We start from the raw sequence: 23,015 nt of genomic DNA on the forward strand, positions 1-23,015 counted from the left end.
TGTCCTTTTTCTCATTCTATGGTTAAAATAAAGTTATGACGAAATGGGGAGTGTGGCACATGGCCGAGAAGAAAAAGTTTAGTTTTCGTAAATTTAGTAAAAAGGAAGCGGATTACGCAGAAGGCTCAAAGTTATTCGAGGAAAAGGCACAGGATTACTTTGAGAATGAAGAGAAAACGACTGAATTAGTAGAGGAAGCTGCTACCAAGGCAGATGCGAATAAACATGCATTAGGGGAAGCATGGGATAAAATCCAACTATTCTTCGAGCTTGTGAATGCTTGGCGTAAAAAGGAATACCGTGATATCTCGAAACGTTCGATTATTATGGTTATCGCGACGATTATATATTTTGTTTCCCCAATCGATTTGATTCCAGAATTCATCGTTGGGCTGGGCTTGTTTGATGATGCTGCTGTGATTGCGTTTACGTTTAAGCAATTGGGAGATGAGTTGGAGAAGTTTCGGGAGTGGAAGGTAAGTGAGGAAGAATAGGTATTAGTTAAAATTAATTAGCATGCTAATTTTTATAATTAAATATAGTTAAATAAGGGGTGGATGAGTTGATTGATATACATTGCCATATCCTGCCTGGAATTGATGATGGTCCTAAGACAATGGTGGAAAGTCTTGTCATGGCTCAAGCTGCAGTCAAGCAAGGAATCCACACCATTATTGCCACGCCACATCATCAGAATGGCTGGTATATAAATACGAAGAAAGAAATTGAACAATACATAGTGAATTTGAATGTAAGTCTTCAAGAGGAAAATATTCCACTTACGGTGCTTTTAGGTCAAGAGACGAGATTACATGCTAATATGATCGAAGAATTGCAAACTGGTGTCATGGTAGCCTTAAATAATACTAAGTATGTGTTTGTTGAGTTTCCCTCTGGAGAGGTTCCTAGCTATTCGGAACAAATGCTATTTGATATTCAAATTGCGGGATACACGCCAATCATTGTACACCCTGAACGGAATAGTCAAATAGCCGAGCATCCGTCCATTCTATTTAATCTGGTACAAAGGGGTGCGCTTACCCAGATAACTGCTGGAAGTATTGTGGGAAGTTTTGGGAAAGCCGTCCAGAAATTATCTCATAAGTTAATTGAATCGAATCTAACCCATTTTATTGCGTCCGATGCACACAATACAACGACTAGAAAGTTCTTGCTACAAGATGCATATAAGGCCGTTCGAAGTGAGCATGGTACGGGTGTTTTTTATAAGTTTATGGAGAATGCACAGCTGCTTATTAATGGGGATTCAATTCAACGTGATGAGCCGGAGATGGTTAGGAAGCGGAAGCGGTTGGGGTTGTTTTAGGTAAAGGGTAACTGGTATAAGCATGATAAATTTTAAGTTATATCCTAATGAGCCATGTGAAAAGTAATAGGAATGAAAATTAAATCAGTATTAAAGATCTAAAATCATGGCGATTCTCCATGATTTTTTTTATTGCGTGATATAGCTGAAGAATTCGTATAAGTATCAGGTAACAGAGAAATGTAAACTATACATATCTTTTACAATTAGATAACAGAATATTTAGGGTAGTGTGTTATGTTTCATGTAAGTATAGAAAAATAGACACGATAATTTCCTTTTTTAGGAAATTGTTTGTTCGTGGAATTTTATAAATATGGGGGGATAAGCTTGAAAACAGTTAAAAAGGCGATTATTCCAAGTGCAGGACTAGGGACAAGGTTCTTACCAGCTACAAAGGCAATGCCAAAGGAAATGCTACCCATACTAGAAAAGCCAACTATTCAATATATTGTAGAAGAAGCCATTGCATCCGGAATAGAAGATATTATTATCGTTACTGGTAAAGGCAAACGTGCGATTGAAGACCATTTTGATCGGAATTTTGAACTAGAAGAGACGCTAATTAAGAGAGGTAAGTTGGGATTACTTGAGAAGGTAAGGCAGCCTTCAGAAGTAGAGATTCATTATATACGTCAGAAAGAGCCTAAAGGACTAGGTCATGCAGTTTGGTGTGCGAGAAAGTTTATTGGTAATGAGCCTTTTGCAGTTTTGTTAGGAGATGATATTGTACGGAGCGATCAACCTGCTCTTAAACAATTAATTGAGCAATTTGATGTGACACAAAGCTCTATAGTTGGTGTCCAAATGGTTGAAGATTACGACACGCAACGCTATGGAATTGTAGATCCTGGCCTAAAGGAAGGAAAACTGTATCAAGTAAATAATTTCGTTGAAAAACCAAAGCTAGGAACTGCACCCTCTAATTTAGCAATTATGGGACGATATGTATTTAACCCAGAAATTTTTGATTTTATTGCTAGTCAAGATACCGGGGCAGATGGCGAGATTCAGTTAACGGATGCTATTCAAAGAATGAATCAGGTTCAAAGTGTCTATGCATTTGATTTCAGTGGGAGAAGATATGATGTAGGGGAAAGGTTAGGATTTGTAAAAACTACTATAGATTTTGCTCTAGAAGATCAACTCATTCGAGAGGAACTACTGAACTATTTAGTGAGAAAAATTGAAGAAGTGAAATTGGCGGATAAATCATTAGGCTATAATTATCAAAAAATGGAGTGATATAGGGATGAAGATAACAATTGCTGGTACAGGATATGTAGGCTTATCTAATGCTATATTATTAAGCCAACAACATGAAGTTATTGCTCTCGATATTGTTCAAGAAAAAGTAGATATGCTTAACAATAGAAAATCTCCAATTTTGGATAATGAAATAGAAGAATTCCTAGCTAATAAACGACTCAACTTAATTGCAACAACTGATAATTATAAAGCTTATAAAGATGCGGATTATGTCGTTATCTCTACACCAACAAATTATGATTCTGAGAAGAACTATTTTAATACGGAATCAGTCGAATCAGTAATCGCTACTGTAATATCTACTAATCCGAATGCTATAATGGTAATCAAATCAACCGTTCCTGTTGGATATACAGAAAAGGTAAAAGAAATATTTAAAACTGACAATATTATTTTCTCTCCGGAGTTTTTGCGGGAAGGAAAAGCTTTATATGATAACTTGTACCCATCACGTATTATTGTTGGTGAGCAGTCTGATAGAGCTCAGGTTTTTGCAGAACTTTTGGTAGCGGGAGCAATTAAAGACGATATCCCAGTTTTATTCACTAATTCTACCGAAGCAGAGGCTATTAAACTATTTGCCAATACGTATCTTGCTATGAGAATTGCATTTTTTAATGAGCTAGATTCATATGCTGAGGTTAGAGGTCTGGATAGTAAGCAAATTATTGATGGTATTGGATTCGATCCTCGAATTGGAAATCACTATAATAATCCTTCTTTCGGTTATGGCGGTTACTGTTTACCTAAAGATACGAAACAGTTATTAGCCAATTATGAGGATGTTCCGAATAATATAATGACTGCTATCGTTGATGCCAATCAAACGAGAAAAGATCATATTGCGGAAATGGTTATTCGATGCAATCCAACTACTGTGGGGATCTATCGACTAACGATGAAGGTGGATTCGGATAACTTCAGAGAGTCGGCAATCCAAGGTGTAATGAAACGAATAAAATCTAAGGGTGTTGAACTTGTGATATATGAACCAGCACTTCATGAAACATCCTTCTTTGATTCTAGAGTAATACATAATATTGAAGAGTTTAAGCGAGTATCCGATGTGATTGTGGCGAATCGAAAATCGGATGAATTGCGAGATGTAGCGGAAAAGGTGTACACCAGGGATTTGTTTAATAGGGATTGAGCAATAGCTTAGGTCACGAAGCAAAGGTAGGACGCTTGGTGGCTTTTTTATTTTGTAATAAATAGTAATTAATTGTTTGATATAATAAGATTGTATTTTTTGTATCTAATTATGCTATTTTGGGGAGAAGATGCTTTGAGTTTTTTCGATGGTCTTGAAATGGGATTCGATTTATTTTGGTCAATTATTTCATCAGAACCATTATTAACGATTGGTTTTCTTGTGTTCTTTGTAGTGTCGTTATTACTTGCATTAGTAGTAAATATTGTAAAAGAACAGAGACTAAGAAAATCAGGAATTTTAGAAGTTGATAAAATGTCAGGAAGAAAGTTTGAAGAATTTCTTCATGCTTTGCTAAAAGCGAAAGGTTATTCTGCACAATTAACACCAGCGAGTGGTGATTTTGGTGCGGATCTTGTTTTAGCAACAAAAGGTAAGAGAATTATCGTACAAGCAAAGCGCTATAAGAAAAACGTTGGTGTGAAAGCTGTGCAAGAAATTGCATCAGCAAAAAACCATTATAAAGCAGATGAATGCTGGGTAATTACAAACAGATTTTTTACAGAACAAGCTAAAAAGTTAGCTAGTTCTAATCAGGTTAGATTGATCGACAGAAGCCAGTTAATGAACTGGATGCTAGTAGAAAATAAAGGTGCATAGTTATTGTGTTGATTAGCGTGATATTCCTAATCAAACTCCAACCACCTTCCCAAACCGAAACACACACATCGCCGTCCGATGAATCTGCTTCTCCAATACATAAAAAGAAATCCTTACTTGCAATTGCTCTCCGCTCGTAAAAGTAATAATGGAATGGTTAGGCGATTTAGTCGAAGCACTGATTTTGAGAATATGATGATAAAATATCCAATGGCAGTTGTGATTATCAGGAGAATGCGTTGGGAAGGTAAAGAGGTTTCTACTTGGGTTAATGGCAATTGGGACTTTTCGTTTATAGCCAATTTGATGGGTGACGGCATCCCTTCTTCCTTCAAAGGAAGCCAGGTGATCGAGGCAATTTTGTTTCATGATTTGCTTGGGGTTTTGGTTAATAAATAGTTTCTGATCTTGTTCAATAGCAATAGTGGCGTAATCGATATGTTTTGCAGGAATTAATGCCATGGTTTTCTCGTGGATTTGGTACTGCGGTAATATATTTTGCATGTGGAGCACTCCTTTAGGGGATATGGTTTTTGAAAAGGAAATCGCGGGGGGATGGAATTGGTAATCCGAGAGAATAATCGGGTTATTCTCTCTGTTTGGAATCTAGAATTCTTGCAATCTCATTGAAAAGTTCATCTGAGCTGAAGCCTAATTCACGACTTAATTTGTAGAACGTAAAGAGTTGTGGGGATTTTTCTCCTCTTTCAATTCTACCAATATGCTTATCGTCCATTTGAATGTCTGAGGCGATGTTTTCAAGTGTTTTCTGGAGTTCTATTCTATTTTCTCGAATGGCTTTACCGATTAATTGTGAAAATATTTCCTGTTCATCCAATAGAGATCTTCCTTTTTCACCTATTATCTTGGTGCTTGGCTGAACGCTCCACGTCCTGTAGGACACTTTCACGCAAAAAAATAAAATAATATTTTCTACTTAATTGAAAGAACCTCGAGAGAAACGTCATGTTTCTTCTGAGGTTCTTCTATTTTTTCAGCTAGAAATCGTATTTTGGCGTGGAATCTATTAAGTTGTGTTTCTGAAAGGGGAGCGGATTTGGTTTAAGGTGGGTTCATGAAATCGAAATAGAACCTATACTGAACTAGGAGGAGAGCTATGGAACCCAAGCGGAATTTTACCTTTGAGGAAATTTTTAAACAAAACGAGAAAAGGATTCATTATCATATTCATAAACTAGGACTTCAGGATCCACACCAGGAGTATTACGTGGAGGGCATGTATGCGATGTGGAATGCGTATAAGAATTACCAGCCAGACAAAGGACCAATGTCGACTTACTTCAATTACGTCATCCGTAATCGTTTAATTGATATGCTTCGGAAGGTTAATCGGGATAAGGAGAATCAAGTGAAAGTAATACAGGAGGAAATGACCCAAATTGATTCAGGCAATCGGAATGTGAAGACGGGTATGCCAATAGAAACGATAGAAGGGATTGTGTTAGCTGATGAAGGAGTCTGGGAGGAGCTACAATCGTTGCTATCAAGTAATCAAATGAAATGGGTGGAAGGCCGTGTGTTGGGATTGTCTACTTGTGAGATAGCGTTGCGGGAAGGTGTTTCAGAGGATGCGGTGAAGAGTTGGGGGAGGGAGGTTAGGCGGAAGATGCGGCAGAGTAAAGGGAAAGAGATATAATCAGTGTATCTCTTTCCTTTCAGTAAGGGATTGTTATAGAATAAATTATTAAAAAATTCCCTATTTACAAACATGAAAACGTTTGCTAAACTGATGGTAGTTGAATATCTCTCAGAGAATATAAGAGAAGAGAATGAAATGAAAACCCTTTCCTTGGCGAGGGTGTGTTTTTCATTCTCTTTTTTGTATGCTTTAGGAGCTATTCGTAAAATCAAAGGGGGATCACTCATGAAAAGAATTTTATCATTATTATCAGTACTATTATTAGTAGGTTTTCTAGCGGCATGTGCAGGGGAATCCTCAGGAAACGGTGATGGGGGCGATAGTGAAGCAATTACACTATATTCACCTGAGACTCCTGATTTAACTAAAGAACTGGCACAAAAGTATGAGGAATTGTACGACCAAACCGTCAATGTTCAATATGCTGGGACTAACGTTTTAGTGAATCAAATGATGGCGGAAAAAGGAAATCCACAAGCTGATGTTTGGTATGGTGGTGGCGGTATTCTTCCGTTTGAAACAGCAGTAGATAAAGGTATTATTGCTCCATTTATCCCGGAAAGCGCTGAAGACTGGGAAGTAGTTGAGAACGGAGTCAAAATGAAGCACCAGGATGGCTACTATGTAGGTACAGAAATATTTGTACTAGGTTTTGCTTATAATACGGAATTAGTTTCAGAAGAAGAGGCACCAAAAACTTGGGAAGATTTACTTGATCCAAAATGGAAGGGTAAAATCCAATTCTCGAACCCGGCGGCTTCTGGTACAGCGACACTAATGGTACTTAGCTATATGATGCAGCATGGGGAAGAAGAAGGTTGGGAATATTTCAAAGCACTTGCTGAACAAGCGAATTCTATTCCTGACTCAGGCTCTGCTCCTACTAAGGGCGTAGCAATGGGAGAGGCACATATTGCTGTTGGGTTTGATTTTATGGCGTATGAGCATCAAGCAAAAGGGGAAACAGTAGACTTTGTTGTTCCAGATAAAACACCTATTCTAGTAAACCCTGCTTCTCTAGTAGAGGGTGGGCCAAATCCAGAAGGCGGTAAGAAGTTTATGGAATTCATGCTAAGTGAAGATGCGCAGCAAATTCTAGCTAACTGGTACCATATTCCAATCAATCCTGAAGTTGAATCTAAGACACCATTGAACTTAGATACACTGAAAGAAAATGCAGTTGATTTAGATATTGATTGGGTAAATGAGAACTTTGATCGTATCCGTAGTGAGTGGCAAAATAATATAAATTAAAGGAAGTTGATAGCATGGGGGCAGTTGTAGTAGAACAACTAAGGAAGGACTTTTCAGATGTAACTGTACTTCAAAACATTGATTTGGACATTAAAGAGGGCGAATTCTTTGCCCTCCTAGGTCCATCTGGTTGTGGTAAAACAACGACAATGCGATGTATAGCTGGTTTTGAAAGTCCTACAAGTGGAACAATTAAAATTGGAGATCGGGATGTAGCGAAATTAGCACCAAACGAGCGAAACTGCGGCATGGTGTTCCAAAGCTATGCACTCTTCCCGCATATGAATGTGTTTGATAACGTAGCCTACAGCTTAAATATTAAAGAGCTACGAAAAGCCAATCCATTCAAAAAACTAGGTGTTTATACTAGAATGCTAAATAGTAAACTAGTGAAATATCCGAAAGAGATTGAAAAGAAGGTAATGGATATTTTAGAGTATGTGGAGCTAACACAGCATGCGAAGAAGTTAACAAGTGAGCTGTCTGGTGGGCAGCAACAACGTGTTGCTTTAGCGAGAGCGCTAGTAATGGAACCCGAAGTTTTATTAATGGATGAACCATTATCCAATTTAGATCTTAAACTTCGCCATACAATGCGTAATACGATTAGACGCATTCAGCAGGATTTAAAAATCACGACTATCTTTGTAACACACGACCAAGAAGAAGCGATGAGCATGGCCGATCGTATTGCGGTTATGAAGGATGGCGAAATTCTGCAGATTGGAACACCAACAGATTTATACAGTAATCCGAAAACGCCATTCATTGCGGACTTTGTTGGTACATCTAATATCATTCCAGGTAAGGTCGTAACCAGTGAAGCTGGTATGACGGTTGTTCAAATTGGTGATCAACAAATTAAGTCTGTTACTCAGACAACGAATACAGATGTACAAGTAATTATTCGACCTGAAAATATGAATGTTTTAAATGGTGGTGGAGAAGAATTTGATAACGCCTTTGAGGGGGTTATACAGTTTGCCACTTATCTTGGATCAACGGTTCGATACGATGTGAAAGTTGGGGATTATCAGCTAGTGGTAGATACGACGTATGAATCCGGAAATAGTATTAAACAAAACGGCTCGACCATTCGGTTAGGTGTATCACCTGAGAGGGTGTTACTGATATGAACAGATTGAAACGGAATTTTACTGGGATAGGCTTAGTTAGATTAGTTATCTATGCTTTCTTTCTTTTGTTTCTAATCATCCCTTTGTTATCCGTATTTCTCGTAAGTTTTACGAATGAACCGATTAATTTATTTGGTTCTTTGATCAGTATGGAACAGTTCCAAACGACGATCGATCAATTTAAAAATGCCACCCTTGATAACTTTAAAACAATCTTCACAGGGAATTATTTTGAGGGATTGTTGAATAGTTTGAAGCTATCCTTTATTGTATCGCTTTGGGTGTTAGTGATATGTGTTCCAATCGCTTATGGCATTGCTCGTACGAAGATGCCATTCAAGAAGACAATTAGTGCATTATGTACCATTCCACTAGTTGTTCCAACCTTTATTTCAGCCTATGCATTCATTATCATGTTTGGGCGTGCTGGATGGGTAACATATATTTACGAGAAATTAGGCGGGGAAGGAATGTTGATTGATCCTTACTCCATGACGGGTATTGCGATTGTTCAAATTTTTTTCTTCTTCCCATATGCCTTGTGGCCAATGGTGGCAGCGTTTAAAATTAGTGACGTTTCGCTAGAGGAAGCTTCTCGTAATATGGGTTCCAAGGGGATATTAACCTTCTGTACGGTTACATTTCCACTTGCCATTCCAGGAATGCTATCGACAGCACTTGTTATCTTTGCGGTAAGTTTTTCTGATTTTGGTACGCCAATTATATTGGCTCCAAGTGATTTAAATCTAATCGTGGTGCAAGCCTATCGTGAAATTGCCGGGTTCTTTAACTGGGGCGGTGCTGCCATCTTAACGGTAATCATGATTGCGGTCGCGGGTGTAGTTTATTGGCTACAAAACTACTTATTGAAAGGGAAAAACTACGATACCCTCTCTGGTAAACCGAAGAAAATTAAGCTAAGTGAAAATAAGGGGTTAACGGTACCGTTAGCGATTTTTTCTGGATTTGTTGTCCTTATTCCACTATTGGCGATGATTACCGTGTTCTTACAATCTATCGCAACTACTTGGGGGAAAGACCCATTACCAGAGGGCTACACACTAGAGCATTACAAAACAATCTTTACTTCCTCTTTGGGGAATATCCAAAATAGCTTGATTTTAGCTGGTGGTGCCCTTGTATTGAGTGTTGTTATTGCTACTTTTGTATCGTATTTCGTGGTCAGACAGAAATCAACTACCCTTGATTTTATGACAACTGTTCCATTAATTGTGCCGGGGATTGCGTTTGGTATTGCATTAATCCAAACATTTAATGCTGCGCCACTGCAATTAACGGGTACGGCGATTATCTTAGTCATTGCGTACAGTGTTCGCCGACTTCCGTATATGGTCCGTTCGACGGTGGGTACGATGAAGGCAATTAAGCAAGATATTGAGGAAGCAGCAATCAATCTTGGTGCGACCACTTTAACTGCAGCTGTTACGGTTATTGGACCGCTAATGATACCAGGTATTGCAGCTGGATCCATTCTAGTATTTGTTACAGTTATTAAGGAAACAAGTATTTCCATTCTGATGGCACCTGCAGAGTGGGCGCCGATGAGTTTGGCGATTTTCCAAAATGTGTTGCGGGCAGAGTATTATTCTGCAGCAGCAATGTCTGTTATTCTTGTCGTTATGGTCCTTGTATTACAGGCTCTTGCAAGCAGGATTTCTGGTGGGAATAAATCATAGGTCTGTATAGGGGGAATCAGGATGCAAAAGGGGTTTATTTTCGATTTAGATGGGACGATTTATGTAGATAATAAATTGATTGACGGTGCAGCAGATGTGTTAAAAGAGCTGAAAGAACGCGGCGATAAAGTCGTGTTCTTAACGAATAAATCCATTGAGACCATAGCTACTTATGTTGAAAAGCTAACAAATCTGGGAATTGAAGTGGAACGTGAGAACGTCGTAAACTCCAACTTTTTAACTGCTCGTTATTTAGCGAAGAAGCTGAGTCGTGAGGAAAAGGTGATGGTCATCGGTGAACAGCCGCTATATGAGGAGTTGATTCACCATGGAATTACGATTTCTGAGGATGAATCAGAAGTTAGTTATGTTGTCTTAGGATGGGATCGAACATTCACGTATGATAAGCTAAATCGTGCATTTCAAGCCTGGAGAAATGGTGCTATTATTATTGCGACGAATCCGGATCGAACATGTCCAGTGGAAGATGGTGAAATTCCTGACTGTGGTGCGATGATTGGTGCGATTGAAGGCGCAACAGGTGAAAAGGTTGAGCTTATCATGGGTAAACCGTCACCACTTGCCGCAAAATTCATTGTCGAGGATGTTCTAAAACTATCACCTGAGGATTGTTATATGGTAGGTGATCGTTTGGAGACGGATATCCGTATGGGAAATGATTTTGGATTACATTCTGTGTTAGTGCTAACTGGCATAACGGAAAAAGGCATGCTTGAGCATGCCGAATATCAACCAAAATATGTTTTAAATAGTGTTCGGGAAATAACTGAATTAGTTAAAGATCCAGATTCCAAAGCTTTGGATTCCCAGATGAAATAGCTAATGCTCCTGCTTCAAGACCACAATCAATTTCTGTTTTCGTACTAACTAGCCCTCCTGCTATTATTGGTAGGTGGGTTAGTTTCGTTAATTTATCAATGATAGTAGGCATAATTCCTGGTAGAACTTCAATTGCATCAGGCTTGCAAGAGTGTGCTATTTCGATTCCTTTTTTCATTGCGTTTCGGTCTATCAAGAAGATGCGTTGAATTGTCATCAACCCCTCTTCTTTTGCAAATTTTATCAAGTTGCTTTTTGTTGTAATTATCCCCTGTGGCTTCCATTCTTCAGCAATATATTTGATGGCGCTTCTCGTATTGGATAAACCATCGATAAAATCGATATGGACAAATGTGGTTTTCTTATATTTCTTAAGTCGCTCTAAATAATTCTTCGTTGTCATTAAATCTCCAGTTAATAGGAAAACTATATTTGCATTCGAATGTGTTGCCATATCAATATCATCTTGATGTTTTACGGAGGCAATTACCTGTGACTGAACCAAATCTACTATGTTCCCCATGAGAAATCCCCTTAAATAGTAATTTTAGATAGATTATAGCATAGTTAAATTAGTGGAGGTAGTCGTCGGTGGATTGTGATAACGAGAGTAAAATCACTTGAAACCAAAAGCCCCCAACATCCGTATATACACTAAAGGAGATTTGGCTTATGAAAAAACTAACAGCGTTACTTATTTTTTTATCTGCATTTTTCGTTTTTGCAGTACCGGCATTTGCAGATGTTGAATATGCCATAAAGGATGTTCAAATAGATGCTTTTTTAAAGGAAAATGGGGATGTTGAGGTAACGGAACGATTCACCTATGATTTTGAAGATGATTTTAACGGGATTACCCGTACGATCATACCGAAGAAGGGTACATCTATTACGGACTTTGAAGCGAGTGAAGATGGAAACGCACTGAGGGTGGAAAACGATGATAATGAATATAAAATTTATCGAAAAGGTAATCAAGAAACAATAACGGTAGACCTGCGTTATACCATCCATAATGGGATAGAGGTATATCCGGATGTTGCACAGTTCTACTGGCCATTTTTTGATAGTAGCAATGAATCGGTATACGAGAACATGACCATTTATGTCCATCCAACTAGTGAAACGGGTAACGTTATCGCTTACGGTTACGATGAGGCGTATGATACAGCGGAGGTAACAGAAGAAGGGGTTGCTGTTTTTTCATTAGGGCATGTGGATGATGATAAGAATGGAGACATTCAAGTCGTATACGATGCCACGTTATTTAGTGCTGCGCCATTAACGAGTGACAACATGATGCGGGATTCGATCGAGGCAGATATAGCCGATAATGAAGCGAAATTAGCAGCGTTTCAGGATCGAAAAGAGTGGTTAGCTAGTATTGCGCCTTATGTTGTTGGGATATTTGGTATTTATTTCATTATATTGCTCTTCATAGGTTGGCGGAAGAAGTTGGAGAGAAAGCATTATGTGCAAAGCCGCCTAATCAATGATTTAAAGGTGCCAAAGCTTGAAATGAGCTTACCTGCAACAATTTTATATACGAATCCATTCACACCGAGTCAGCAACTCTTAACGACTTCATTATTAGAATTAGTGCGAAAAGGGTATGTGCAATCAGACGATAATAAAGCGTTCGAATTAGTAAATCGTCTTACAGCGTTTAAACATGAGCGTATGTTACTAGAGTTTTTGTTTGATACAATCGGTGATGGTACAACATTCCGTTTTGAAGATCTGAAAACATATACAGATAATAAAAAAAACCACCAGGCTTATCATGAATATATTCAAGCATGGTTACAGGCAATTCGAGAAGAAATACAATTGAAACAACTAACCCAAACGAAAGCGGGCTTTAGATGGACGATTGCGTTCTCTGGTCTTCTGCTTATTCCATTGAGCGTATTCTTTGGTATACACGAGCTATTGATGTGGATGTTTATTTCGATTGTCCTACTTATATGCTTACTAGCGTTCAGTATTTTTTATAATCCGAGAACACTGGAAGGTGCAGTCATATGGGAGCAATGGAAACAGTTTAAAAAGGACTTTACTGAACTTTCTTCAAATCAAAGTGCAAAATGGAGTAAAGAGGAACAAATCATCGCTATTAATTATGTACATGGTATTGCTGATAAAAGAATGATTGAACACAATAAAACACTCTTCTATCACGAGCCATCAAACGGTGATTCTACTGGGAGTATGGATACAACGAACATCATGATTTTCTTTCTTATTGCAACATCGGCGAATCAACACTTTAAGGAAGCTGATACAGCTGTCGCTGCAACTACCGGTTCCACTACTACAGCAGGAACAGGTACTGGTGTAGGCGGTGGTGGTGGGGGATCGGGTGCTTTTTAATTGAGAGGGGACTGTCACCTCTTTATACAAGTTAGTATACATCATCAGTTTTTGGTATAATGTATACGAGGTGATGATGGTGGATAATCAAAGAAAGATAAGAAAGCAAATTTATCTGGAGCCTGAACAAAATAGGCTAGTGAAGCAATTGTCAGCGCGGAAAAATAATACAGAAGCAGAGATTATTCGAGAAGCTATTGATAATTATTTGCTTCAACATAATCAAGAACAAGAAGACCCATTAATGGAATTAGCTGCGATGGTGAAGAGTAGAATAACGGATGGTTCTACTTTACATGATGAAGCAATTTACGTGTCTAAACAGGTAGATGATCATGAAAAGAAATAAACTATTTATCGATACAGGGGCATGGATTGCATTGATGGTAGAGGCAGATTTCTATCACCATAAGGCTCGCTCGTATCTAGAAAATCTAGATATTTCTGTACAGAGACTTACGTCTACCTTTATTATTTCGGAAACCTATACTTGGTTACGATATCGTGTTGGTTATAAATATGCTGCTTCCTTTTTGGATGTCATAAGTAGATCCAAAGCTAGTGGTGCATTGGTGGTAATCGATTGCGATATGGATACCCTTGAATTAGCTGAGCAACTATTGAAGGATTTTTCAGACCAACGATTGTCTTATGTGGACGCCGTTAGTATGGGAATAATGAAAAATGAAAAGATAAATAAAGTATTTGGATTTGATCAGCATTTTTATCTGCTTGACTTTGAGGTGGTCCCGGTTTAATGTCGGGGCTTTTTTGTTTGGGGATTATTAGGAAGTTTTCATTAGTTAAAGAAATCTACTGCTTGTAAATGCGTTTATTCCAGATGAAAATTTTAATAGTGGCTTGTGAAATGACAAATGGACGGTTCAATTCGAACCGTCCATTCCTCATATCGTCTGAATCAATATACTAGCAATCACAATTGAAGCCGTCGTAACCGTAGTAAACCCACCAACCAACATCGGCGTAAGGATCTCATTGAAAATTGCTTTCCGCTCTTCTTCATTTTCCCCTACGCTCCGACTGACTTCTTCACAAAGTATATAATCACCAGGGAATCCAAATAGAGCGGTTAGTGCAACTGGAACCCCTTTGTTCAGATCCCACTTCATTAGCTTAGAGGCAAGGATTCCGCCAATGATAATCCCTGCCACACCGACGACCATAATCGTGAGTACCACTGGAATATAGCCTACAAACATGCCTGGGGTAATGTCGCTCATGGCACCAAGGGAATAAATAATCAGACCAACCATGGCAATCCCAAATGAATTGGAACGATCCATCATCTTGTCATTATAAAACCCTAATAGTGCACCAACGAGACCGACAACAAGTGCCCAAAGGCTAAAGCTGATACCGGTAAGATTACCTAAGAGGATTGCTAGTGATCCCCCGATAAAAAGTTGTAATAAAAGCATGACATTGGTTTGATATTTTTCCGGTATCCATGTTTTTCGATTTGTGTCTTTGATAAGTGCGACATCACTTGCCGCTGCTGCTTCGAGATTTTCAGTAGAGGATAATTTTCGCTTAATATGATAAGCATGTCGCCTTAGGTAGAGTGTCGCTAATGGCATACCGATTAATCCTTGGACGGCAATGACTAAGGCAGGAATGGTGACTAAGCTAACCAATCCTAGTTCCTGAAGACGGCCAATGGTCAGGATAAAAGCGATTGTACCACCTGTTAGCGGTCCTACTCCTGCGACTGCAGATGGGTAGTCAAAGATTAGTGGTACAACGAGCAACACTAGGACTGCCGCAACGATAATCCCGCATAATGCGATAAACACAGCCCGAATTTGGGCCTTGAGGAGTTTGAAAGGCACCAATGTTCCCATATGGACAATTAATGGTGCTACCATAAGTGCGCCAAATGCCGTTAATGCCGAGGAACCAACTAGATCCTTTGGAAAAACTCCAGTCCACAGAAGCACTAAGTATCCTAACATGACGACGAGAAGCATTGGAATCCGTGCTTTCGATTTAATTGAAATAAATTCACCTACACCTAACAAAAGCAAAATTAACATCGTCGCAACGACAGGATCGTTCATGACAAACCACTCCTTAACCGTATTTTAATGGAATTTTCAAACTTTAAATGATGCAGTTCTCCTCTTGTCTACGCTCGAATTGTTGCGTTTTATCTAGTTAGTTACAAGAGAGGAGAGGCTACTTTACCAGTCCCTCTCCTCCACTTATTGCATTTTTTAATAGCTAGTTGCTGGTACTTTATCGAGTTTATTCTTAACCAGCTTACCATCTTTGAAAACCGCGACAATGTTATCGTTGTTCTCGAGTGACCGTATATCGGCTAATGGATCTGTACTTGTAATCACGATGTCGGCTAATTTTCCAGCTTCTACTGTGCCAAGTTTATCCTCCCAGCCCATACATTCCGCAGCAGTTTTAGTCGTCGCTACGAGTGATTCCATAGGGGTCATTCCGATATCGCACATCAGACCTAGTTCACGAAGGTTCGTCCCATGTGCCATAACGCCAGCGTCTGTTCCCATGGCGATTTTAACACCAGCTTTATAGGCAACGGCAATGCTTTCCTTATGGTATTCCACCACTTCGCGACATTTTTGCACGCCATAGGCTGGCATCGTGCCACTTGATTCAGCGTTTTCCAGTACGGAGACGGGGGCAAGTAAGGTTGGGACAAGATACGTGCCATGCTGAACCATTAATTTCGCTACCTCATCATCGATGTAAATCCCATGCTCAATCGAATGAATTCCAGCACGAACTGCGTTTTTAATCCCTTCTTTTCCTTGGGCATGGGCCATAACCTTTAAGCCACGCCGGAATGTTGCTTCACGAACCATTACTTCAAGTTCTTCCTGGCTGTACTGGGTAAATTCTGGATGGTCGGTTGGACTTAGAACTCCACCGGTTGCGTGAACCTTGATTACATCGGCTCCGGCTCGAAGCACCTCGCGAACCTTTTTCGTGACTTCTTCCACGCCATCACAAAGTCCATCAGGGCTACCGGGATAGCCATGTAGTGTTAAATCCACACCGGATCGCATCCAGCTATCCCCATGTCCACCGGTGATGGTGAGTGGGGTGATACTAATTTGCATTCGCGGGCCAGGTACGATTCCGTCTTCAATTGCCTGTTTGACACCTGCATCTGTTCCACCTGCATCCCGAACGGTAGTGACACCAGCTTCAAGCGTGCGTCTCATATATTGAGCTGCCTGGTAAAATCGGTAGGAAAAAGGTGTTGTAACCTGTTTTTCTAGGGAGTTAACCTCCATCATCATATGCACATGCGTGTCAATCAAACCAGGTAAAATAAACCCACCACCCGCATCAATCTCCGTCACATTTTCACTTGGAACCCTAATATCAGCTAATTTTCCTGCTGCCTGAATCACATTATCCTTCACTAAGACTGCAGCACCTTCGATTGGTTGTCCGCCATTTCCGTCAATTAATGTTCCATTTTTGATTAGTGTGTATGTCATTACCAGCACGCTCCTTTAATAATTTTTTGTTTTCGTTACATCCGTAGTAATTAACGTTTGTATGCCACATACCACCTTCTGATTTGGAAATTTTTTTAGTTAGTAAAATTTATTTCTATGGATTGTACCACACGATAATTCCCTTGGCTATATATTTTCTAAAAATTCTTTCATATATGATTATTGCGTTAATTTTGTAAGCGTAATCATTGTGTTTGTTACTAGGATTAGCGTGATTATGGGAAATTTAAAATCAGGAAAAAGTACCTAGGAGTGGGTGGGGACTAGTACCTCGTGTCTATCCAGAGTTGGTCGGGTTGCTTATCCATCTTGAATGTGTTTAATTGCTGGAGGACTCTAATTAATAAAGGAATTGTATGTATATTCGTCGAATCAATACGATACAATAGCTTTGAAACAATTGTGTGGAGATATATAAGTAGGCTTTTGGTTTGGAAGACAGTCTGATGGGAGAGAACATCTTGAAAAAGCTTTATATCATTTTATTAATTGTAATGCTCATGTGGGGTATAAATGTCTCTGCGTTAAAGACGTTAGTGGTAAACTTTGATCCGATATTGATTACAGGGTATCGAATATTAGCTGCCGGAATTGCGGTATTAATTGGTTGTTATGTTTTACGGATATTTCGTTTGCCTACTAAAAGTGAATGGATGATTATTCTTTCGATTTCTATTATGAATGTGGTACTTCATCATATATTGATTGCGCTTGGGTTGGAAAAAACCTCTGCGGTGAATGGTAGTTTAATCATTGGAATGGCCCCATTAATTACGATGATTATTTCTGGAATTCTATTAAAGCAATTTGTCTCGCGCTGGAGAGTATTTGGATTTGTCCTTGGGTTTGTCGGGGTATCGATAACAACGTTAATAGGAAGAGATGGTTTCACGGCTATTTCGGTCGGGGATGTTTTTGTGTTTCTAGGGATCGTTGTGCAGGGACTAAGCTTTGTGTCCATTAGTAAGCTGAAGCCTTCTTTTGACCCGCGCTTGCTGACTGGATATATGATGATGGTTGGTTCTGTTTGTATTATTTTATATAGCATTCTATTGGGGAGAGATTTTACCGAATTAGCTAGTTTACTAGATTGGAAGATGGCGTCTATATTTATTTTTAGTGCGGTATTTGCAACTGCATTTGGCCACATGACATACAATTATGCGATTAAAAAGGTAGGACCTGCAGAATCGGCGATTTTTCTTAACTTAAATACGTTATTTGCATTAATTGGTGCGGCTATCTTTTTGGGAGAAGTTATTACGGTCTTTCATGTGGTAGGCTTTATCTTAATAATTGTTGGAATTGTGTTCGGTACGGGAGCTAGTGAGGCGTTGTATCGGCGGTATTGGGGGAAGGAGAAGAATGCGGAACGAGGGGTTTGAGTTTTGTGTTACATTATAAGTAGCATAAGTTATGAGAGGATTGATGGCACCATGAGTACGATGTATTTTAGAGATATCGATAATACAAATGAAGAGATTGTTAGAGCTATAAAACTAAAGCCTGGGCAAGAAAAATTCATCGAAACGGTAGAGGAGTGTTTACAAGAGGCGAAACTTCACCATGAATGGCATCCAGTAGCCATTTATTATCATGATGAAGTTGTTGGGTTTGCGATGTACGGTTCTTTTGGGGCTCATAAAGATACGTGGATAGATCGAATAATGATCGATGAAAACTATCAGGGGAAGGGCTTAGGGAGAATGGCGATGGAGCAGCTGATTGCTCGTGTTTCGAGAGAATATGAGGTGAACACCCTCTATTTAAGTATTCTAGAGGAAAATAGAGTGGCACAGCGTCTGTATGAAAGTTTGGGATTTGAGTATATAGATGAAAAAGATCCGAATGGGTAGTTGATTTTTAGGTATACCGTTGTGTAGGTTCTATTTAAAACAATATTTTATTGGCGATACGGGACAGGTTCCTTGTCCCGAAAATAAACATAGGGAAGGGGGTCTACATTTCATTTTCATGAGCTAGAAGATTCCTTCCCTATGCTTATGCCGTGAGATAAGCTTATTCATTTGAGACAGCACGAGCGTAATTGGTGCTGTTAAATCAAGCTTTTTGGATTTAATGCTTTTTTAATCTCTGGAGTTAAAAGTCCTTTCTGCTGTAAAATTTCCTCAATCGTTACATTCTTATCATCTGCTTCTTTCCCAATTTGAGCTGTTCGATCATATCCCATAATTGGGCTTAAGGCGGTTACTAAGGCAAGGCTAGATTCCATCCATTGTTTACAAATTTCCTCATTTCCTTGTATTCCAATTATACATTTCATGGTTAACGTTGAAATGGCGTTGTGCATGATATCGAGTGATTCTAATAATGTGTGAGCCACTAGTGGCATCATCACATTGATTTCTAATTGGCTAGCTGTTCCTGCATGAGCGATTGCTACTTCATTGCCAATGACTTGGCAGCATACCATGTGTGTCATTTCGAGGATAGCTGGATTGACTTTTCCTGGCATAATGGTAGAGCCAGGTAGATTAGATGGCAATGTAATTTCTGCTAATCCGGTTCGTGGGCCAGAGGCAAGTAGCCTTAAATCACTCGTGATTTTAATTAGATGAATCGATAATTCTTTTAATGTTGTCATGACTCGAATCGGTGCCCTAGTATTTTGCATGAATTCAAAGATATTTTCTGGTTGTCGAAAATGAAGGTTGGTACGCTTCCTTACTTCTTCCATAACTTTTTGTGCAAATTCAGGATGAGTGTTGACCTTGGTTCCAATAGCTGTACCGCCTAAACCGATTTCATATAGTTTATCTGCAGAACGTTCGAGTTGATTGATCATAGAGTGGATGGTTTCCGCATAGCCTGCAAATTCCTGTCCTAAACGCATTGGTACTGCGTCGTGTAGGTGAGTTCTTCCTGATTTTACAATTGGCATGAATTCGATCGCTTTTTTATTCAATTCCGTATGAAGTTCCTGTAAAGCAGGTATAACCTTATGAACAATCGTTTCGATGGCGGCGATTTGCATAGCGGTATGAAAGGTGTCATTAGTAGATTGGTTCTTATTTACGTGATCGTTAGGGTGAATTCGTTGGTTATCTTGCTTCGGAGTCCAAATTTGAGTCGCTCGATTAGAAATTACTTCATTGGCATTCATATTTTGCGATGTTCCCGCGCCTGCTTGATAGACATCAACAACAAACTGATCATCCCATTGCCCTGCGATAACTTCTTCTGTTGCCTGAATGATTGCTTTTCCGATTGAGGGGGGGAGGAGTTCAAGTTCCATATTTGCTGCTGCAGCGGAAGCCTTAATGATTCCTTGTGCACGAATGAAAGAACGTGGAAGACGCTTGCCACTAATTTGAAAGGTCTCGACTGCGCGCTGTGTTTGTGCACCATAATAGGCGTCTTTTGGTACTTTGATGGTTCCGAGGGTGTCTTTTTCCGTACGAAAGTTTTCTGGAAGTGTCATTTTTTATCTCCTTGTATATGGCATTTTGACTTTGGGGTTATTGTTTCCGAAGGTGGTTGGATTAAACGAAAAAATGGAATTCCATGCTTGATGGGGATCTAATTTGGTAAAGAAAGTATACTATTTAATATGACAAAACATCTAGGGAATGAAAGGTTAATGATTAATTGGTAATCGTTGTAATATGTAAAAGGTTATCTAGCTAGATAGCACTGTACCTAAGGGCAATCTTCTTTTTACCCATGTCCTATTTTCCGTGAATATTAAAAGCAAGAGTCAAATATGTATAGGTAGACAAGTTATTTTGACTACTGAAAAGGAGATTTTTACATTGACTGTTGCTCTAGTTATCATGTTGGTGCTTGTATTGTTCTTGCCTTTTTTTGTGAAGTCTATTGAACATAATTTAGAAGTGTTTTTATTTGTGATGGGGGTGCTGGCTGCTATATGCGGTGGGGTTCTTAATACCGATTTATGGTTGAAGGCATTACAAAATCCCATTAAGATTTCCGTAGTTGTTTTGCTTGCTAGCTTATTATTTAAATGGCTGAGACAGCCTATCCAGCGGGTAATTTCAAGCGTTACTCGTGTTTTGGATATGAATGTTTTTCTTTCATTGGTGATTGTTATATTAGGGGTATTATCTAGTGTGATTACGGCGATTGTTGCTGCGATTGTTTTGGTGTTTATTATTAGTATGGTGCGGATTGATCGAGATACACAGATTCGCGCGGTCATTTTGGCGTGCTTTTCCATTGCTTTTGGTTCAATCTTGACGCCTGTTGGAGAGCCGTTAGCAACGATAACGACTAGTAAGCTTCATCAGGATTTTTTCTTTTTATATCATCTTGTAGGTCTGGAAGCAATTGTTGGGGTGCTTGGGATTGGGATTATTGCGTTATTTTTCCTGCGACCGAAGCTGGTTAACAAGGTAGAGGAGAAGGATGTGTCGGAGGGGTATCTAGAGATTTTTTCTCGTGCGGGGAAAATTTATGTGTTTGTCATGGCGTTAACATTGCTTGGAGCTAGTTATCAAATGATTGTAAATCAGTATTTGTTGGATCTAAATACAGGTATTATATATTGGGTTAATATGGTGTCTGCTGTTCTGGATAATGCGACATTGGCTGCGGCAGAGATTAGCCCAGCGATGAAAATAGAAACAATTCGATTCATCTTGTTTAGTTTAATTATTAGTGGAGGAATGCTTATTCCAGGGAATATTCCGAATATCATTGCAGCGAATAAGTTAGGAATTAGTAGCAAAGAGTGGGCGAAATATGGAGTGCCAATTGGGTTGATTGTGCTTGGTTTAGGGTATGGCTATCTTATGGTTGTTGGGTAGTGAGGGGGCGTAAATGCTTACGTTGAAAGGATATTCATTCCGGTAGAAATAGGGGAATGAATATCCTTTTCAGCTACTCGTTAGCCATTGTTTTTCTTTTCTCTTGCGGCTCGTTTTCTTGCTTTTTTACTTTGAGGTACCTCTGAACCGAATTCTGTATCGCTTGCGCTGTTGGTTACTTCTGATCCTGATTGATTTTTCTTTCGCTTGGCCATCGTTCGTTTTTCCTCCCTTCATCTGCAATGTACTGCGTTATTACTTGGGAGGTAGTGTTCCACAAACTAGTGATTTTATGAGGTTTTTTTGTAAATCGCAAGTAATATGGTAATGCTTGCTCTCTAATACATTATTTCTGATTCATTAATAGGGTGTTTACCTGATTGATGAAATGCAGAGCCTCGGCGGATAGTTTATTGTCATATTTATTTATCCAGCCAAATCGAAACGAAGTATCAAAAGAATCTACGATGTCTAATGGAATCACTTGATTTGTTGGAAAGTAGGTATTATATAGGACGGAAGCGTCGTGACCGATTGTGATTGCACCAAGTTCCGTTACTGCTTTATTTATCACATCTAGATTTGTCGTTTTTAAGAAAATATCGATCGGACCATATAGCTGCTGGAAGTTAGTTATAAATTCTTGCACATATTCATCCTTATATAAAACAAACTTTTGCTGCTTTAATAAGTCCATCGTGATAACTTCGTTGGTAGTTGACAAAGCGGAATTCTTAGGAGCATAGACTAAAATTTTTCCGTCGATAATCGGTGTGAAATTCAGTTCCTGGATAAAATCGATATTTGCTTTGTTTATCGCAATAAATCCGATGTCAATTTTATCCTCTTTTACATCTTCTATTATTTCCATGCTTGCTTTTTCGTTCACTTCGATTTTTAAAGTGGATTTCTTTTCCTTAAAAGCGAGATATGTATCGATTATTGGGTTGGTAAGTCCTGGTAGTACAGAAATTCTCAGTGTGTCATTCAAATTCGTTAATAGTTGTTTTGCTTCTTCTTTAATTTGGTAGATTGCTATTAACGCTTGCTGCGCTTTTTCGATGATACGATCTCCTTCTTTTGTTGTTATGGCACCAGTTCTGCTACGTTGAAAGATCTTGACGTTTAGTTCAGATTCTAGTCGGGTGATGGCTTGGCTCAATGCAGACTGACTGATATTTAATGTCTGGGATGCTTTTGCTAGAGATTTCTTTTTTGAAACTTCAACAATATAAGTTAATTGTTCAATATTCATCATGTCACTTCCTTAAGTAATACTTAATAATAATTAAATTATATTAACTTTCGCCGAATTGTACAAATTGTTATACTATAATTGAA

24 protein-coding genes are annotated in these 23,015 nt (G+C 38.9%); 16 read left to right on the plus strand and 8 right to left on the minus strand.

The window, feature by feature from the left end:
• The first annotated feature begins 59 nt into the window (after window positions 1–59).
• The 5 genes from JF53_RS16285 (at window position 60) to JF53_RS16305 (ending at window position 4,406) form a co-directional block, all read left to right on the plus strand.
• On the plus strand, window positions 60–494 hold the full coding sequence (locus JF53_RS16285; protein WP_047982616.1) for a YkvA family protein: 435 nt from the start codon (window positions 60–62) through the stop codon (window positions 492–494).
• A 68-nt stretch (window positions 495–562) separates the two neighbouring features.
• A complete protein-coding gene (locus tag JF53_RS16290; protein ID WP_047982617.1) occupies window positions 563–1,327 on the plus strand; it encodes a tyrosine-protein phosphatase in 765 nt (254 codons plus the stop codon).
• Between the two features lie 330 nt (window positions 1,328–1,657).
• Entirely contained in the window at window positions 1,658–2,572 is a 915-nt protein-coding gene (galU, locus tag JF53_RS16295; RefSeq protein WP_047982618.1) for a UTP--glucose-1-phosphate uridylyltransferase GalU, read from the plus strand.
• A gap of 7 nt (window positions 2,573–2,579) precedes the next feature.
• On the plus strand, window positions 2,580–3,746 hold the full coding sequence (locus JF53_RS16300) for a nucleotide sugar dehydrogenase (RefSeq protein WP_047982619.1): 1,167 nt from the start codon (window positions 2,580–2,582) through the stop codon (window positions 3,744–3,746).
• A 135-nt stretch (window positions 3,747–3,881) separates the two neighbouring features.
• Window positions 3,882–4,406 carry a restriction endonuclease gene (locus JF53_RS16305; protein ID WP_236686967.1) on the plus strand — a complete coding sequence of 175 codons (525 nt, stop codon included), beginning with the start codon at window positions 3,882–3,884 and terminating at the stop codon, window positions 4,404–4,406.
• A 30-nt stretch (window positions 4,407–4,436) separates the two neighbouring features.
• Here the strand turns inward: JF53_RS16305 and JF53_RS16310 are convergent, their stop codons facing one another.
• Together JF53_RS16310 and JF53_RS16315 are read right to left on the minus strand one after the other, a co-directional pair.
• Window positions 4,437–4,910 carry a competence protein ComK gene (locus tag JF53_RS16310; protein ID WP_047982620.1) on the minus strand — a complete coding sequence of 158 codons (474 nt, stop codon included), beginning with the start codon at window positions 4,908–4,910 and terminating at the stop codon, window positions 4,437–4,439.
• A gap of 82 nt (window positions 4,911–4,992) precedes the next feature.
• Window positions 4,993–5,244, minus strand: coding sequence for a helix-turn-helix domain-containing protein (locus JF53_RS16315; protein ID WP_053072051.1), 252 nt, complete (start codon window positions 5,242–5,244; stop codon window positions 4,993–4,995).
• A 279-nt stretch (window positions 5,245–5,523) separates the two neighbouring features.
• Between JF53_RS16315 and JF53_RS16320 the strand changes: the two genes are divergently transcribed.
• The 5 genes from JF53_RS16320 to JF53_RS16340 all read left to right on the plus strand — a co-directional run bounded on the left by JF53_RS16320 (window position 5,524) and on the right by JF53_RS16340 (window position 10,993).
• On the plus strand, window positions 5,524–6,063 hold the full coding sequence (locus JF53_RS16320) for a sigma-70 family RNA polymerase sigma factor (RefSeq protein WP_047982621.1): 540 nt from the start codon (window positions 5,524–5,526) through the stop codon (window positions 6,061–6,063).
• A 228-nt stretch (window positions 6,064–6,291) separates the two neighbouring features.
• Complete coding sequence (locus tag JF53_RS16325; RefSeq protein WP_047982622.1) at window positions 6,292–7,320, plus strand: ABC transporter substrate-binding protein; 1,029 nt, start codon at window positions 6,292–6,294, stop codon at window positions 7,318–7,320.
• Window positions 7,321–7,334: 14 nt separating this feature from the next.
• Window positions 7,335–8,456 (plus strand): ABC transporter ATP-binding protein, encoded by a 1,122-nt coding sequence (locus JF53_RS16330; RefSeq protein WP_047982623.1) that lies wholly within the window; start codon window positions 7,335–7,337, stop codon window positions 8,454–8,456.
• Window positions 8,453–10,153 carry an ABC transporter permease gene (locus tag JF53_RS16335; RefSeq protein ID WP_047982624.1) on the plus strand — a complete coding sequence of 567 codons (1,701 nt, stop codon included), beginning with the start codon at window positions 8,453–8,455 and terminating at the stop codon, window positions 10,151–10,153. Before JF53_RS16330 ends, JF53_RS16335 begins: the two co-directional genes overlap by 4 nt.
• Before the next feature lie 21 nt (window positions 10,154–10,174).
• The gene (locus JF53_RS16340) at window positions 10,175–10,993 is read left to right on the plus strand and encodes an HAD-IIA family hydrolase (protein ID WP_047982625.1); all 819 of its coding nucleotides are present in this window, start codon (window positions 10,175–10,177) and stop codon (window positions 10,991–10,993) included.
• Here JF53_RS16340 and JF53_RS16345 read toward each other — a convergent pair.
• Window positions 10,950–11,516: a glycerol-3-phosphate responsive antiterminator gene (locus tag JF53_RS16345; protein WP_047982626.1), complete on the minus strand. Its 567-nt coding sequence runs from the start codon at window positions 11,514–11,516 to the stop codon at window positions 10,950–10,952. The genes JF53_RS16340 and JF53_RS16345 overlap by 44 nt on opposite strands.
• Before the next feature lie 149 nt (window positions 11,517–11,665).
• Between JF53_RS16345 and JF53_RS16350 the strand changes: the two genes are divergently transcribed.
• The 3 genes from JF53_RS16350 (at window position 11,666) to JF53_RS16360 (ending at window position 14,124) form a co-directional block, all read left to right on the plus strand.
• A complete protein-coding gene (locus tag JF53_RS16350) occupies window positions 11,666–13,366 on the plus strand; it encodes a DUF2207 domain-containing protein (protein WP_047982627.1) in 1,701 nt (566 codons plus the stop codon).
• Window positions 13,367–13,445: 79 nt separating this feature from the next.
• Entirely contained in the window at window positions 13,446–13,715 is a 270-nt protein-coding gene (locus tag JF53_RS16355; RefSeq protein WP_157052556.1) for a ribbon-helix-helix domain-containing protein, read from the plus strand.
• Window positions 13,702–14,124, plus strand: coding sequence for a type II toxin-antitoxin system VapC family toxin (locus JF53_RS16360; RefSeq protein ID WP_047982629.1), 423 nt, complete (start codon window positions 13,702–13,704; stop codon window positions 14,122–14,124). Before JF53_RS16355 ends, JF53_RS16360 begins: the two co-directional genes overlap by 14 nt.
• 147 nt (window positions 14,125–14,271) lie before the next feature.
• On the opposite strand, the gene JF53_RS16365 is transcribed toward JF53_RS16360, so the two are convergent.
• Together JF53_RS16365 and JF53_RS16370 are read right to left on the minus strand one after the other, a co-directional pair.
• Window positions 14,272–15,444, minus strand: a complete 1,173-nt coding sequence (locus tag JF53_RS16365) for a hypothetical protein (protein WP_047982630.1) — start codon at window positions 15,442–15,444, stop codon at window positions 14,272–14,274.
• 156 nt (window positions 15,445–15,600) lie between these two features.
• Window positions 15,601–16,866 carry a metal-dependent hydrolase family protein gene (locus tag JF53_RS16370; RefSeq protein ID WP_047982631.1) on the minus strand — a complete coding sequence of 422 codons (1,266 nt, stop codon included), beginning with the start codon at window positions 16,864–16,866 and terminating at the stop codon, window positions 15,601–15,603.
• 482 nt (window positions 16,867–17,348) lie between these two features.
• Here JF53_RS16370 and JF53_RS16375 point away from each other — a divergent pair, with 482 nt between their 5' ends.
• Both JF53_RS16375 and JF53_RS16380 read left to right on the plus strand, forming a co-directional pair.
• Window positions 17,349–18,272: a DMT family transporter gene (locus tag JF53_RS16375; RefSeq protein ID WP_053072067.1), complete on the plus strand. Its 924-nt coding sequence runs from the start codon at window positions 17,349–17,351 to the stop codon at window positions 18,270–18,272.
• Window positions 18,273–18,323: 51 nt separating this feature from the next.
• Complete coding sequence (locus JF53_RS16380; RefSeq protein ID WP_047982633.1) at window positions 18,324–18,743, plus strand: GNAT family N-acetyltransferase; 420 nt, start codon at window positions 18,324–18,326, stop codon at window positions 18,741–18,743.
• Between the two features lie 200 nt (window positions 18,744–18,943).
• Here the strand turns inward: JF53_RS16380 and JF53_RS16385 are convergent, their stop codons facing one another.
• The gene (locus JF53_RS16385; protein WP_047982634.1) at window positions 18,944–20,329 is read right to left on the minus strand and encodes a class II fumarate hydratase; all 1,386 of its coding nucleotides are present in this window, start codon (window positions 20,327–20,329) and stop codon (window positions 18,944–18,946) included.
• Between the two features lie 331 nt (window positions 20,330–20,660).
• Here JF53_RS16385 and JF53_RS16390 point away from each other — a divergent pair, with 331 nt between their 5' ends.
• A complete protein-coding gene (locus JF53_RS16390; RefSeq protein WP_157052557.1) occupies window positions 20,661–21,674 on the plus strand; it encodes a DUF1646 family protein in 1,014 nt (337 codons plus the stop codon).
• Window positions 21,675–21,754: 80 nt separating this feature from the next.
• Here the strand turns inward: JF53_RS16390 and JF53_RS17990 are convergent, their stop codons facing one another.
• The gene (locus JF53_RS17990; RefSeq protein WP_269083313.1) at window positions 21,755–21,889 is read right to left on the minus strand and encodes a hypothetical protein; all 135 of its coding nucleotides are present in this window, start codon (window positions 21,887–21,889) and stop codon (window positions 21,755–21,757) included.
• A gap of 131 nt (window positions 21,890–22,020) precedes the next feature.
• Window positions 22,021–22,932, minus strand: coding sequence for a LysR family transcriptional regulator (locus JF53_RS16395; protein ID WP_083443670.1), 912 nt, complete (start codon window positions 22,930–22,932; stop codon window positions 22,021–22,023).
• Window positions 22,933–23,015 lie beyond the last annotated feature (83 nt).

The sequence above is a fragment of the Ornithinibacillus contaminans genome (assembly GCF_001038425.2).
In the GTDB taxonomy this organism is placed as follows: Bacteria; Bacillota; Bacilli; order Bacillales; family Amphibacillaceae; genus Ornithinibacillus; species Ornithinibacillus contaminans.

Bases quoted from the DNA above. Each gene is read 5' to 3' on its own strand.
- JF53_RS16380 (WP_047982633.1), top strand. From the start codon at position 18,324: ATGAGTACGATGTATTTTAGAGATATCGATAATACAAATGAAGAGATT.
- JF53_RS16325 (WP_047982622.1), top strand. From the start codon at position 6,292: ATGAAAAGAATTTTATCATTATTATCAGTACTATTATTAGTAGGTTTT.
- JF53_RS16285 (WP_047982616.1), top strand. From the start codon at position 60: ATGGCCGAGAAGAAAAAGTTTAGTTTTCGTAAATTTAGTAAAAAGGAA.
- JF53_RS16335 (WP_047982624.1), top strand. From the start codon at position 8,453: ATGAACAGATTGAAACGGAATTTTACTGGGATAGGCTTAGTTAGATTA.
- JF53_RS16360 (WP_047982629.1), top strand. From the start codon at position 13,702: ATGAAAAGAAATAAACTATTTATCGATACAGGGGCATGGATTGCATTG.
- JF53_RS16365 (WP_047982630.1), bottom strand. From the start codon at position 15,444: ATGAACGATCCTGTCGTTGCGACGATGTTAATTTTGCTTTTGTTAGGT.
- JF53_RS16395 (WP_083443670.1), bottom strand. From the start codon at position 22,932: ATGATGAATATTGAACAATTAACTTATATTGTTGAAGTTTCAAAAAAG.
- JF53_RS16385 (WP_047982634.1), bottom strand. From the start codon at position 20,329: ATGACACTTCCAGAAAACTTTCGTACGGAAAAAGACACCCTCGGAACC.
- JF53_RS16345 (WP_047982626.1), bottom strand. From the start codon at position 11,516: ATGGGGAACATAGTAGATTTGGTTCAGTCACAGGTAATTGCCTCCGTA.
- JF53_RS16300 (WP_047982619.1), top strand. From the start codon at position 2,580: ATGAAGATAACAATTGCTGGTACAGGATATGTAGGCTTATCTAATGCT.
- JF53_RS16320 (WP_047982621.1), top strand. From the start codon at position 5,524: ATGGAACCCAAGCGGAATTTTACCTTTGAGGAAATTTTTAAACAAAAC.
- JF53_RS16310 (WP_047982620.1), bottom strand. From the start codon at position 4,910: ATGCAAAATATATTACCGCAGTACCAAATCCACGAGAAAACCATGGCA.
- JF53_RS16350 (WP_047982627.1), top strand. From the start codon at position 11,666: ATGAAAAAACTAACAGCGTTACTTATTTTTTTATCTGCATTTTTCGTT.
- JF53_RS16330 (WP_047982623.1), top strand. From the start codon at position 7,335: ATGGGGGCAGTTGTAGTAGAACAACTAAGGAAGGACTTTTCAGATGTA.
- JF53_RS17990 (WP_269083313.1), bottom strand. From the start codon at position 21,889: ATGGCCAAGCGAAAGAAAAATCAATCAGGATCAGAAGTAACCAACAGC.
- JF53_RS16370 (WP_047982631.1), bottom strand. From the start codon at position 16,866: ATGACATACACACTAATCAAAAATGGAACATTAATTGACGGAAATGGC.
- JF53_RS16340 (WP_047982625.1), top strand. From the start codon at position 10,175: ATGCAAAAGGGGTTTATTTTCGATTTAGATGGGACGATTTATGTAGAT.